A 14047-nucleotide genomic window follows, 5' to 3' on the forward strand; every position below is an offset into this window, starting at 1 on the left:
CAGATAAATAAAGTTTTCCAAACTTTTGGCATGATTTAGTGGTTAAAACGAATGTAGTCAGAGGAAGTGCCTGATGTCGTACTCATACGCTGAGAAAAAAAGAATCCGTAAAGAATTTGGGAACCTTCCTAATATTCTAGATGTTCCATATTTGCTTGCTGTTCAAGTGAATTCATATAAAGAGTTTTTACAACAAGATGTGAAAGCGCAAAACCGTAAAAATAACGGTTTAGAAGCAGCTTTTAAATCGGTGTTCCCTATAGCAAGCGTTTCAGGGTATTCCGAGCTTCACTATGTAAGCTACCGTTTAGGTGAGCCTGTTTTTGATGAGAACGAGTGTAGCATTAGAGGGGTAACCTATGCTGCTCCGTTGCGTGTGAAGCTTAGATTGGTTATCTATGATAAAGATGCACCAGTCGAAGATAAAGTGATTAAAGATGTCCGTGAGCAAGAAGTCTATATGGGCGAAATCCCATTAATGACTGATAACGGCACCTTCGTAATCAATGGTACAGAGCGTGTGGTTGTGTCACAACTTCATCGTTCGCCAGGGGTGTTTTTTGATCATGATAAAGGTAAAACCCATTCCTCAGGTAAGATATTACATTCAGCACGCGTGATCCCGTATCGTGGATCATGGTTAGACTTTGAGTTTGATCCAAAAGACTTACTTTATGTGCGTATAGATAGACGTCGTAAACTGCCATCCACTGTGTTGCTAAAGGCACTTGGCTATACAGAAGATGAGTTATTAAAGATTTTTTATGAGCCGGTTGAGTTTGCTGTCGAAGATGGCGCTATAATGATGACATTTGATCCGGATTCATTAAAAGGAACAACGGCTTCATTTGATGTGGTTGATAAAGAAGGTAAAGTGTTGGTTGCCGAAGGCAAGCGTATTACCGCAAGACATACCAAGTTGATGAAAGAGCAAGGTCTAAATAAGATCGAAGTTCCGGTTTCCTATGTTGTTGGCAAGGTGTTGTATTCGCGTATCGTTGATGAAACTTCAGGTGAAGTTTTAGCTAAAGCGAATGAAGAAATTACACCTGCGTTACTAGAGAAACTTTCAGATCGTGGTATTACAACATTCCAAACGCTTAACACGAATGATTTGGATCGTGGCGCTTATATTGCTGATACGCTGCGCAATGACGTATGTCGTGATCGTGATGATGCGTTGGTTGAAATTTATCGTATGATGCGTCCAGGTGAGCCGCCAACAAAAGATTCAGCAGAGAACCTTTTCCAAGGTTTGTTCTTCTCAGAAGATCGTTATGATCTATCGGCAGTTGGTCGCATGAAGTTTAACAATCGCTTAGGTCGTAAGACAGATAAAGGAGCTGGTGTTTTAACTAAAGAAGATATTATTGATGTGGTTAAAACATTGATTGATATTCGTGATGGTCGCGGTGATGTTGATGATATTGATCACTTAGGAAATCGCCGTATCCGTGCGGTTGGTGAGATGACTGAAAACCAATTTAGAATCGGTTTGGTTCGTGTTGAAAGATCAGTGCGTGAACGCTTATCAATGGTTGATCGTGAAAGTGCGATGCCGCAAGATCTTGTTAATGCAAAACCAATTACTGCTTCGATTAAAGAATTCTTTGGTTCAGGTGCATTGTCACAGTTTATGGATCAAGATAACCCATTATCAGAAGTGACGCATAAGCGCCGTATTTCAGCATTAGGTCCAGGCGGTTTATCAAGAGATCGTGCAGGCTTTGAGGTGCGTGACGTTCATACAACACATTATGGTCGTTTATGTCCGATTGAAACACCGGAAGGTCCAAACATTGGTTTGATCAACTCTTTGGCATGTTATGCGCGCACGAATCATTATGGATTCTTAGAAGCGCCATATCGCAAGGTGATTGATGGTGTTGCCACGGATGAAATCGATTATTTATCAGCGATTGATGAGGGCAACTATGTGATCGCTCAAGCATCTGCTGCGATGGATAAAAAAGGTCGTCTAACCGATGAATTAATTCAGTGCCGTTCAAAAGGCGAAGCAATTTTTACAACCGCTGATCAAGTTCAATATATGGACGTTTCGGCAAAACAAATGGTGTCTGTTGCCGCAGCGCTTATTCCGTTCTTGGAGCATGATGATGCGAACCGTGCATTGATGGGTTCAAACATGCAACGTCAGGCTGTGCCAACGCTTAGAGCTGAGAAGCCACTAGTTGGTACGGGAATGGAGCGTATTGTCGCGCGTGACTCAGGTACGTGTATTGTCGCTAAGCGTTCAGGCGTGGTTGATGTGGTTGATGGTGGTCGTATCGTTGTTTGTGCGAGTAATGACGAAATCAATGAAGGTGACTCTGTTGTTGATATTTATAACTTAACAAAGTTCCGTCGTTCAAACAAAAATACCTGTATTAACCAGCGCCCAATCGTTCGTCCTGGCGATGTCGTTAAAAAAGGCGATGTATTAGCAGATGGTTCATCAACTGATATGGCAGAATTGGCTTTAGGTCAAAACCTTCTTGTAGCATTTATGCCGTGGAATGGTTTTAACTTTGAGGATTCGATTCTACTATCAGAGCGTATTGTTGAAGATGATCGTTACACTTCTATTCATATTGAAGAATTAACGTGTATTGCGCGTGGTACGAAATTAGGTGCTGAAGAAATCACTTCAGATATTCCAAATGTCAGCGAGCATGCATTAAATAAGCTAGATGAAGCAGGTATTATTCATATTGGTGCTAATGTCGCGCCTGGTGATGTTTTGGTTGCTAAGATCACGCCTAAGGCTGAGCAGCAATTGACACCTGAAGAAAAACTACTACGTGCGATTTTTGGTGAGAAAGCTTCCGATGTTAAAGACAGTTCATTAAGAATGCCAACGGGTATGTATGGTACTGTCATTAACGTTCAAGTGTTTACGCGTGATGGCTTAGAAAAAGACCAACGTTCTGTTGAAATTGAAAAAGCAGAATTAGCACGTATTCGTAAAGATTTACGTGATGAATATCGTATTGTCGAAGGTGCAGTGCGCTCTTATTTATTACAAGAGCTAAATGGTAAGAAGGCACTTGCTGGTCCTAGCGGCATAAAGCGTGGGCAAGAGATTACTAAAGAGTACTTAAAGAATCTTGAATTTGTCCAGTGGCTTGATATCCGTGCGGAAGATGAAGCAACGATGGAAGCAATTACACGTTGTAAAGCACAGATTGAACAAGCGCGCAAAGACTTTGAAACGAAGTTTGAAGCAAAACGCAAGAAGCTTACCCAAGGTGATGATTTATCTCCTGGCGTTCTTAAGATTGTTAAAGTGTTTGTTGCCGTTAAGCGTCGTATCCAACCGGGTGATAAGATGGCGGGTCGTCATGGTAACAAGGGTGTTGTTTCGCGCATTCTGCCAATTGAAGATATGCCTTATCTTGAAGATGGCACACCTATGGACATCGTCTTGAATCCACTAGGGGTTCCATCACGTATGAACATCGGTCAGGTACTTGAGACGCATATGGGTATGGCAGCAAGAGCGTTAGGGCACAAAGTCTCGGATGCACTTGAAGCTAGTCAGAAAGCGCAAGATATTCGTAAGACTCTAGAAGAAGTCTATAACACGATTGGTAATAAGAAAGTTGATTTAAGTCAGCTTGATGATGATCAAGTGATTGAAATGGCGTATAACCTAAGAGCAGGTGTACCTATTGCAACCCCTGTTTTTGATGGTGCTAAAGAGAAAGACATCAAAGATCTTCTAAAACTTTGTGGCTTAAATGAAAGCGGTCAAGCTCAGCTTTATGATGGGCGTACTGGCTTACCATTTGATCGCCATGTAACCGTTGGTTATATGTACATGTTGAAGTTAGACCACTTGGTTGATGACAAGATGCATGCGCGTTCAACAGGTTCTTATAGTTTGGTTACGCAGCAGCCACTTGGTGGTAAAGCACAGTTTGGTGGTCAACGTTTTGGTGAGATGGAGGTATGGGCACTACAAGCTTATGGTGCTGCTTATACACTTCGTGAAATGTTGACGGTTAAATCGGATGATGTGAATGGTCGCACCAGAATGTACAAAAATATTGTTGATGGTAATTTTAAGATGGACGCAAGTCTACCTGAATCTTTCAATGTATTGATGAAAGAAGTACGTGCATTAGGTATTGATATTGACCTTGAGTCTGACTTAGAAAACTAAACGTACTTTAGTTGTCGTGATGAAACAGCTACGGGCATAGCCTGTAGCATTTTGATTTAAAACTTTGCAAAAATTAGGAGTAGAGCCTTGAAAAACTTACTAGGCGGTATGAAACAGCAAGGTAAAGATTTAGAGTTTGACCGTATTCGTGTCGGTCTTGCGTCACCTGAAATGATTCACTCATGGTCATATGGTGAGGTAAAAAAACCAGAAACCATTAACTATCGTACATTCAAGCCAGAAAGAGATGGTTTGTTTTGTGCTAAAATCTTTGGTCCAATCAAAGATTACGAATGTTTGTGTGGTAAATACAAGCGTTTAAAGCATCGTGGTATCATTTGCGAGAAGTGCGGTGTTGAAGTCACACAAGCGCGTGTGCGTCGTGAGCGTATGGGACATATTGATTTGGCTTGTCCTGTAGCGCATATTTGGTATTTGAAATCACTACCATCGCGTATTGGTTTGTTATTAGATATGACATTACGCGATATCGAGCGTATTTTATATTTTGAAGCATATGCAGTAACTGATCCTGGGATGACACCTTTTGAGAAAGGACAATTACTCAATGAAGAAACGTATCTTGATGCATTAGAAGAGTATGGTGATGAGTTTGAAGCACAAATGGGTGCTGAAGCAATTCAAAAGTTATTGATTGATACTGATCTTAACCATGAGATTGAAACGATCCGTGAAGAGATCCCAACAACCAATTCAGAAACTAAGCTTAAGAAATTAACAAAGCGCTTGAAATTATTAGAATCATTCCGTGAATCAGGTAATAAACCTGAGTGGATGATTATGACGGTTTTACCAGTGTTACCACCGGATTTACGTCCATTAGTACCATTAGATGGCGGACGTTTTGCAACCTCTGATTTGAATGATTTATATCGCCGTGTGATTAACCGTAACAATCGTTTAAAGCGTCTTTTAGAGCTAAATGCACCTGATATTATCGTACGTAACGAAAAGCGTATGCTACAGGAATCAGTTGATGCTTTATTGGATAACGGTCGCCGCGGACGTGCGGTCACCGGCTCAAATAAACGTGCCTTGAAATCATTAGCAGATATGATCAAAGGTAAACAAGGTCGTTTCCGTCAAAACCTTTTAGGTAAGCGTGTTGACTATTCTGGACGTTCAGTAATTACCGTTGGTCCAACATTGCGTTTACACCAATGTGGTTTACCAAAGAAGATGGCCTTAGAGCTATTTAAGCCGTTTATCTATTCAAAACTTGAGCATTATGAGCATGCGACAACGATTAAAGCTGCTAAGAAAATGGTTGAGCGTGAAGAAGCCGTTGTTTGGGATATCTTAGAAGAAGTGATCCGCGAGCATCCAGTGCTTCTTAACCGTGCACCAACACTGCATAGATTAGGTATTCAAGCATTTGAGCCAACCTTGATTGAAGGTAAAGCAATTCAATTGCACCCATTAGTCTGTACGGCATTTAACGCTGACTTTGACGGGGATCAGATGGCGGTTCACGTACCATTGACGATTGAAGCTCAGCTTGAAGCGCGTGTGTTGATGATGTCAACCAATAACATCTTATCTCCAGCAAGTGGCTCGCCTGTGATCGCACCAACGCAGGATATCGTTCTAGGTCTTTATTATGTAACGCGTGAAAAGGTTAATGCTAAAGGTGAAGGTAAATTATTCGCTGATTTATTGCACGTTCAACGTGCTTATGATGCAGGGGTTGTTGACATTCATGCAAAGATTAAAGTCCGTCTGGATCATAAGGTTCTGCTTGAATCTGGCGAATATATTGATGAGAAAGGTATTGTTGAAACAACGGTTGGTCGTGCTTTATTATCAAGCATCCTACCAGAGGGCTTACCGTTTTCATTGATTAATCAACCATTGACTAAGAAAACCGTTGGTAAGATTATCGATCAGTGCTATCGCCGTTTGGGCACCAAAGCCACAGTAATCTTCGCTGACCAGTTAATGTATGCCGGTTATAAGTATTCAACAAAATCAGGTATCTCAATCGGTATTAACGACATGATTATTCCTGATGCTAAAGTGGGTATTTTGGCTGAGGCTGAAGGTCAAGTTAAAGAAATTTCTGAGCAATACGCCAGTGGTTTGGTCACTGCAGGTGAGCGTTACAACAAAGTAATTGATATTTGGTCACGTGCTAACGAGAAAGTTGCCAAGTCCATGATGGAAGTGATCGCAAAAGAAAAAGTTGCTGATAACGCAGGTAATGAAATCGAACAAGAGTCATTTAACTCAGTATATATGATGGCAGATTCAGGTGCGCGGGGTTCTGCAGCACAGATCAGACAGCTGGCTGGTATGCGTGGCTTGATGGCAAAACCAGATGGCTCGATTATTGAAACGCCAATTACGGCAAACTTCCGTGAAGGTCTATCGGTTTTACAATACTTTACATCAACGCATGGTGCTCGTAAGGGTCTTGCTGATACAGCGTTAAAGACAGCTAACTCAGGTTACTTAACACGTCGTCTTGTTGACGTGGCACAGGATCTTGTGATTATTGAAGATGACTGTGGTACACAAAAAGGGGTAACGGTTTCTGCCTTGATTGAAGGTGGCGATGTGGTTGTACCTTTGGGTGAACGTCTACTAGGTCGTGTCAATGCTGAAGATATCTACAAGCCAGGTGAAGATGAAATCTTGGTTGAAGCTGGTACATTACTTGATGAGAAAGTCGTTGAATTGATTGAGAAGAACGGTGTTGACCAAGTGATCATCCGTTCATCGATTACCTGCGAAACGCGTCGTGGTTTATGTGCTAAATGTTATGGTCGTGACCTTGCGCGTGGACATTTGGTTAATATGGGTGAGTCAGTTGGTGTTGTTGCAGCACAATCGATTGGTGAGCCAGGTACACAGTTAACGATGCGTACGTTCCATATTGGTGGTGCGGCATCGCAGGATACTGCTGAAAACAACGTTCAGATCAAAAATGGCGGACGTATTAAGTTTAATAATATTAAAACCGTTAAAAACCGCGAAGGTAACCACGTGGTTGTTTCGCGTTCAGGTGAAATTAGTATTATTGATAAGTTTGGACGTGAGCGCGAGAAATACAAAGTGCCATACGGTGCTGAGTTACCAGTAAACGATGATGCACAAGTCAAAGCGGGTGCCGTTGTTGCAACATGGGATCCGCATACACATCCTGTGGTTGCTGAGGTTGCGGGACACATCAACTTCGTTGACTTTATTGATGGTGTGACGATGAAGCACCAAGCAGATGAAATGACAGGACTTTCTAGTATTGTTATTACCTCTGACTCGCAAAAAAGTGGTAATAGAGACATCAAACCATTGGTGCGCTTGATTGATGAGGTCGGTGAAGAGTTGTGCTTCCCGAATACCAATATTCCAGCAAGCTACTTTATGCCAGTCGGTGCGATTTTGAATATCGAAAATGGCACCAAGATCGAAGTCGGTGACGTTATTGCGCGTATTCCACAAGAAGGCTCTAAAAACAAAGATATTACTGGGGGTCTACCACGCGTTGCAGACTTGTTTGAAGCGCGTCGTCCTAAAGACGCTGCAATCATGGCAGAGACTTCAGGTATTGTTAGCTTCGGTAAAGAGACCAAGGGTAAACGTCGTTTGATCATTTCACCAGAAGATATGGATCCGATTGAAATTATGATTCCTAAATGGCGTCATATTAACGTATTTGAAGGTGAGCATGTTTCTAAGGGTGAAATCATTTCTGACGGACCATTAGATCCACATGAAATCTTACGTTTGAAAGGCGTGCATGAGCTTGCAGATTACATTATCAATGAAATCCAAGAAGTTTACCGCTTACAAGGTGTGGGTATTAACGATAAGCATATCGAGACGGTTATTCGTCAGATGTTGCGTAAGGTGAACATCTTAGGCGCGGGTGACAGTAAGTTCGTTGATGGTGAGCCAGTTGAATTGGTTCAAGTCTTGGAAGAGAATGAGAAGCTACGTGCTGAAGGCAAGTTGGAAGCGATTTATGAGCCGATTTTATTGGGTATCACAAAAGCATCATTGTCTACAGAGTCGTTCCTATCAGCCGCGTCTTTCCAAGAAACGACGCGTGTATTGACGGAAGCTTCAGTCAGTGGGCAAGAAGATCAATTGCGCGGCTTAAAAGAAAACGTATTGATTGGGCGCTTGATTCCATCTGGTACGGGGCTTGCTCATCACCAAGAGCGTAAGCGTAAGCACTTACAAGAGCAAGAAGCACTAGAAACAGGTCCATCGATGGATGAGCTTGAAATGGCGTTAAGTGCGGCATTAAATGCAGATGCTGAAGAAAATAGTGTTGATCTTGAAGATCTATTTGTTATCGGTGATGACGATCTTGATGAAAACAAAAGACAAGATGATGATGAGGACTATGACGAGTAGTCATTGATTGTCTGAAACTAAATATAACTTGAAGCCCCGTTGGGATTATCCCAACGGGGCTTTTTTGTTTATATTCACGTAAAAAAAGTTTGCGATGGGTGTTGGTGAAATTGATGACTATGGTGCTGTTGCGTTTATCGCTTCCTGCAAGAATGCCACCTTATCATTAGCACGCATTAAAGCTGTTCCTGCTAAAACGCCGTCATAGGTGCAGCCAAAATGATGGAGGTCTTGAGGGGTTTTGGCACCTGATAGACTCAATAGCGTAATATCTTTCGGAGTTATTTTTTGTAAGCGTGCGATATTATTGGTGTCCATCTCAAGCGTATCTAGATTGCGATTGTTAACACCGATTAATTTGGCATTACAGGCTAAGGCAGTTTCTGTTTCTTTTTCATCAAATACTTCAACCAGTGCCGTCATATTGAGTGATTCAACACATTGGATAAGTGTTTGTAAACGTACTTTGTCTAAGCAGCGTACGATCAAAAGACAGGCGTCAGCACCTTTAAGGCGCGCTTGATAGATTTGTTTTTCATCGATAATGAAGTCTTTGCATAATATTGGGATGGTCACTACATCACGTACTTTGCGAATATCTTCAAAACTCCCACCGAAAAAAGGTTTATCAGTCAAAATGGATAAAGCACAAGCACCACCACTTTGGTAGGCTTTAGCAATTGTAACTGGGTCATAATTTGGGTCAATGACTCCTTCAGAAGGTGATTTGGATTTAAGCTCAGCAATAATTGCAGGCTTATGCGTTTTTATGGCGTGTAAAAAATCATATTTTGCAGGAAGTAATGCTTGAGGGATTAGATCGGGGAGCTGCTTAAGCTCTTGACTTTTTGATTCAATAATTTTTTGTAAAATCACGTTATGTCCTTATTACTTTATGTGTACACTATTAAAAAATAAAAATGTTGAAATGTGTTATGAAATTATCAGGATTTACCTTTTTACGCAATGCCGAAGAGCTATGCTTTCCCTACATTCAATCGATTAAGTCTATTTTGCCAATCTGTGATGAGTTTGTAATCGCTTTGGGACAGTCGCAAGATAATAGTCCCGAGGTTTTGCAGCAGTTAGCAAAAGAGCATCCGAAGATTAAAGTTATCGAAACAGTATGGAATGAACATATGCAGGTAAAGGGTTATACCTATGCCCAGCAGAAAATGATTGCCCAGTTTGCTTGTACTGGAGATTGGCTTTTTTATTTAGAGGGTGATGAGATCGTGCATGAAAATGATCTTCAGACGATTAAAGAGGCGTTACATCGTTATAAAGATGACCAAGAAGTTGAAGCCTTAGCATTTCATTATTACCATTTTTATGGCAATGCTAATACGTATCTGTCATCACCGACTTGGTATCGTTATGCGCCAAGAATCATTAAGGCAAGTGTTAGAAGTTATGCGCCTGATGGTTTGTATTGGTTGGTTCTTGATCCTAAGAAGTCTAATCGTATCGCACGCTACCCAAAGGCGAAATTACTGGATAATTATATCTATCATTATGGTTGGGTGCGACCTGAGGCGGCAATGAGTAAGAAAATCAGCCAAGTGAATAAGCATTGGGGCAAATCTGAAGGTTTTGACTCAAAATACAGTGATATTGATCATCAAATTTTAACCGAATTTAAGGGGGTTCACCCTAAGATTATCGAGGGCTTTTTTGTCAAAGAAGAAGGGCTGTTCAAAGCCAATCCAAATCATGTTCTAACCAAAAAAGAAAAACGCCAACGTTTTAAAATGAAACTTGAGAAATTATTCGGTTTGGACTTAAGTCGCAAGTATTTCAAAAAAATCTAGCATAAAAGTTTTGACAGCTGTAAAAGGCAAACGTTATAGTAAAAAAGTCGCGTTACCGTGACAAAAGATTAAATTTAAAGAGTTTAAAAAATAAAAGAAGAGGTGCGCAAGCTACAGCGCTTTTGTGAAGATCATAACATCTAGCGATCAACAGCAATAGAGCAAGCGCCGAAAGTAATGATGTGTTATGGCTGAATTACTTGGGTCTGCTGCTAAAAGGCAGCAGGACTGTCACGTCAACAAAGACGTGGGGCGCTTCGGTTGTATTTGTATTTTTGTCAAACACATGAGTCAAATTTTGCAAAAGCCGTAACCCCGTGTCGATAAATGGAGAAGCTTTATGCAAAACCCTTTTGTCGTCGCGAAGTTTGGAGGCACAAGTGTCGCTAATCTAAACGCGATCTGCCAATGCGCAGAAATTATCAAGTCTTCGCCAAGTGTGCGCGTTGTTGTCGTGAGTGCACAATCAGGGGTAACCAATCTCTTGGTAAAGTTGGCGCATCATGTAAAGTCTGTGCATGAGATTTCAGGTATTGTTGATGATATTAAAAACATACTAACACCAATTGTTGAAGCGATTGATTGCACTTATTTGCACAGCGATATAAAACAGCGTATAGATGATCTTGTGTTTCTGGCACAAATGAGTGTGCGTCTGAATACCAAAGAGCTAAGCGATGAGATATTATCATTTGGTGAGCGGATCTCAGCGCAACTTGTCGCGGCAATTTTCAGACAGAATAAGATTAACGCTCAGTACTTTAATGTGCAAACCGTGATGAAAACCAATAGTAATTTCTCTCAAGCAAAGCCCAATTTAGATGAGATTAAAGCACAAGTGACGACACATATGCTGCCACTGCTACTTGCTGATCAAGTGCTCATCTGTGAGGGTTTTATTGGTATGGATGCAAAAGGTAAAACAACGACCTTAGGTCGAGGTGGAAGCGACTATAGTGCGGCTCTTTTAGCACAGGCTTTGCAAGCAAAGTCGGTGAAAATCTGGACGGATGTTGCGGGTATTTATGAAGCTGATCCACGCATTATTCCACAAGCGCGAGCGATTGAGAGTTTAAGCTTTAATGAGGCAGCAGAGCTTGCTACCTTTGGTGCTAAAGTTTTGCATCCGGCAACCTTATGGCCGGCAATAAGTAGCAATATTGATGTATTTGTGGGCTCTACGTTTTCGCCTAAAATGGGCGGTACTTGGATTACTGCCAAGGGTAATAGCTTAAAGGAGCCACCGCAAATTCGCGCGATTGCTGAGCGTAAAAACCAGCTTTTAATGACACTCAAAAGCTTTGACATGTTTCATGCACAGGGTTTTTTAGCCAAAGTATTTAGTATTTTAGCCAAACACAATATATCGGTTGATTTGGTGACGACAAGTGAAGTAAGTATTGCTTTAACCTTGGATCATATAGGTAGCCAGTCAGTAGGTGAAAGCCTATTAACCGAAGCACTATTAGATGAGCTGCAATCCATCGGTAATCTTGAGATTAGTGTCGAGCACAACTTATCATTGATTGCAGTGGTGGGGAATCGATTACATCAGCACAAAGGAATAAGTGCTAAGCTCTTTGCCGCTCTTGAAAGTTATAATGTTCGCCTTTTCAGCCACGGCGCAAGTGGGCATAATATCTGCCTGTTAGTAGCAGCAGAAGATGCAAAGGGTGTAATGATGGATATTTATACACATCTCTTTAGTGAATCAACTAAGGAGCGTGTGCGATGAAAGTAGCAATAATCGGTCGAGGTAAAACGGGTAAAGCCGTACTTGATCTTTTAAAAGAAGATGAGATAAGTGATGTATTTGATTCACAAAACTTAGTTACTGTCGAAAAACTCAATAAGGCAACAGTGGCAATCGTTTTCGTCAGTGCTGATGTTTTAAGACAAATATTGCCCGTGCTTTTGCAAAGTAAAGTCTCTGTCGTTTGCGGCACCACAGGATTTCATTATGATGAAACCTTAATACAACGCATCAAACAATCAGGACAAACCTGGGTGGTAGCGAATAACTTTAGTCTGTCGATGGTACTGATAAAAGAGATGCTAAACACCTTAGGTAATCTGCAAAACTTAGTGACAAATAGTCACTTTCACTTAACAGAAACACATCACACGCAAAAGCTTGATGCACCCAGTGGTACTGCCGTGTCATGGCAATCATGGCTTAATGTGAAAGAATGCCCTATTGAGTCTATTCGTAAAGAAGATGTAAAGGGTGAGCATGTATTAAAGGTGGAAAACCCTTATGAAACCATTGAATTAAAGCATGTGGCGCATGATAGCAAGCTTTTTGCTGAGGGTGCCGTATGGAGCGCGCGCTTTGTGTGTGAAAATAAATTAAATGCTGGGTTTTACCAGTTTGATGAATTAGTAAGAGGTGTGTCATGGCAATAAATATTAACAACAATACCTACACAGCAGTCGTTACACCAATGTTTGAAGGTGGTGAGATTGATCTGGTGAGTTTTGAGCGACTGCTACGCAAACAAGAAGCCGCTGATTGTGGTGTGTTGATTTTAGGTAGCACGGGTGAAGCTTTAGCATTGAGTTATGAAGAGCAATGCCAAGTGGTGAGATTTGCCTGTGGCTTAGGGCTTAAAGTCCCCTTACTTGTTGGTGTGGGCGGTTATCAATTGGTCGAGCAGCTTAAGTGGGTTGAGTTTTGTAACGCTCAAGCGGTTGATGGCTTTTTGATGGTCACGCCGATTTATGCCAAGCCTGGCACTCAAGGGCAAATTGCTTGGTTTAGTGCATTATTAGACAAAGCAAACAAGCCATGTATGCTATATAACGTGCCATCAAGAACGGGAGTGAATCTTTGCTTTGATACTTTTTCTGCACTTAAAAATCATCCGAATTTATGGGCATTGAAAGAAGCTTCAGGTGATATCTCACGCTTTAAATGTTATGTACAAATAGCGCCACACGTTAATGTATATAGTGGCGAGGATGCGATGATGCCGGAGCTTGCCAAAGTCGGTGGCAAAGGCTTGGTGTCAGTGGTTTCCAATTTATGGCCAAAAGAAGCCAAAGCCTATGTTGAAACTTCGTTGCGTTTTGAAGCGGATGAAGCCTTAAGCCGTTTATGGCAAGATGCAACTGCTGCATGCTTTAGTGTCGCAAATCCCATTCCGGCAAAAGCGTGGCTTGCACATATGGGTGTTATTGATAGTAATACTTTACGCTTGCCGTTGATTGCTCAAGAGCTAACAAGTATTGAGCGTTTGCAACAAGCCAATGCCGAGATTCAAAGTTATTATACCGTTCGTGAATCATTTTGTGGTGTTTAGTGTCGAAGAAGTTTTAAATTCTTTTGAAGGACTGGATTGCAGGTAATAGCTAGGACTATTATCAAAATTCAATCATTCGAAAGGATCAAAAATTCAATGACAGAAATACTGTAAGATGGTTTGCGGGCGGTATATTAGCATATCTGTGTCAGTTAAATGTAATGAATAAATCAACTGAACTTTCCCAAGTTTTGTTAAGCGGCAAGCCCAATAATCATTTGAATCCATGAATTTCTATGATTTTTTAGCTCAGATTCACCATTTTGACAAACCCTGAGTTTATTCTGACGCTTTATCAACAACTTTCGTGCCGCAGAAAAGGTGTATTGCGGCTTAGTGCCATTATGTGTTAGCTCATTGACTGCATCACTTGGAAGATGCATGAC

At 41.3% G+C, this 14047-nt stretch carries 8 protein-coding genes and 1 riboswitch; of the genes, 6 read left to right on the plus strand and 2 right to left on the minus strand.

Annotated elements, in window-relative coordinates:
• Positions 1-73: 73 nt before the first annotated feature.
• Together rpoB and rpoC are read left to right on the plus strand one after the other, a co-directional pair.
• Entirely contained in the window at positions 74-4165 is a 4092-nt protein-coding gene (gene rpoB, locus DNJ75_RS11165; RefSeq protein WP_117003539.1) for a DNA-directed RNA polymerase subunit beta, read from the plus strand.
• 108 nt (positions 4166-4273) lie between these two features.
• The gene (gene rpoC, locus DNJ75_RS11170; RefSeq protein WP_170137224.1) at positions 4274-8548 is read left to right on the plus strand and encodes a DNA-directed RNA polymerase subunit beta'; all 4275 of its coding nucleotides are present in this window, start codon (positions 4274-4276) and stop codon (positions 8546-8548) included.
• Positions 8549-8665: 117 nt separating this feature from the next.
• Here rpoC and DNJ75_RS11175 read toward each other — a convergent pair whose 3' ends face one another.
• Entirely contained in the window at positions 8666-9424 is a 759-nt protein-coding gene (locus tag DNJ75_RS11175; protein ID WP_117003540.1) for an indole-3-glycerol phosphate synthase TrpC, read from the minus strand.
• Positions 9425-9483: 59 nt separating this feature from the next.
• Between DNJ75_RS11175 and DNJ75_RS11180 the strand changes: the two genes are divergently transcribed.
• From DNJ75_RS11180 to dapA, 4 genes are all read left to right on the plus strand, one after another.
• Positions 9484-10359, plus strand: a complete 876-nt coding sequence (locus tag DNJ75_RS11180) for a glycosyltransferase family 2 protein (protein ID WP_117003541.1) — start codon at positions 9484-9486, stop codon at positions 10357-10359.
• 89 nt (positions 10360-10448) lie between these two features.
• Positions 10449-10625: riboswitch (Lysine riboswitch) on the plus strand.
• A gap of 74 nt (positions 10626-10699) precedes the next feature.
• Positions 10700-12094 carry a lysine-sensitive aspartokinase 3 gene (lysC, locus tag DNJ75_RS11185; RefSeq protein ID WP_117003542.1) on the plus strand — a complete coding sequence of 465 codons (1395 nt, stop codon included), beginning with the start codon at positions 10700-10702 and terminating at the stop codon, positions 12092-12094.
• Positions 12091-12765 carry a dihydrodipicolinate reductase C-terminal domain-containing protein gene (locus DNJ75_RS11190; protein ID WP_117003543.1) on the plus strand — a complete coding sequence of 225 codons (675 nt, stop codon included), beginning with the start codon at positions 12091-12093 and terminating at the stop codon, positions 12763-12765. The genes lysC and DNJ75_RS11190 overlap by 4 nt, the downstream gene beginning before the upstream one ends.
• Entirely contained in the window at positions 12756-13661 is a 906-nt protein-coding gene (gene dapA / locus DNJ75_RS11195) for a 4-hydroxy-tetrahydrodipicolinate synthase (RefSeq protein WP_117003544.1), read from the plus strand. The genes DNJ75_RS11190 and dapA overlap by 10 nt, the downstream gene beginning before the upstream one ends.
• 194 nt (positions 13662-13855) lie before the next feature.
• Here dapA and DNJ75_RS11200 read toward each other — a convergent pair.
• A partial coding sequence (locus DNJ75_RS11200) for a hypothetical protein (RefSeq protein WP_157968314.1) occupies positions 13856-14047 on the minus strand: 192 nt, incomplete at its 5' end.

The organism is Cysteiniphilum litorale, from assembly GCF_003428165.1.
GTDB classification, from domain to species: Bacteria; Pseudomonadota; Gammaproteobacteria; order Francisellales; family Francisellaceae; genus Caedibacter; species Caedibacter litoralis.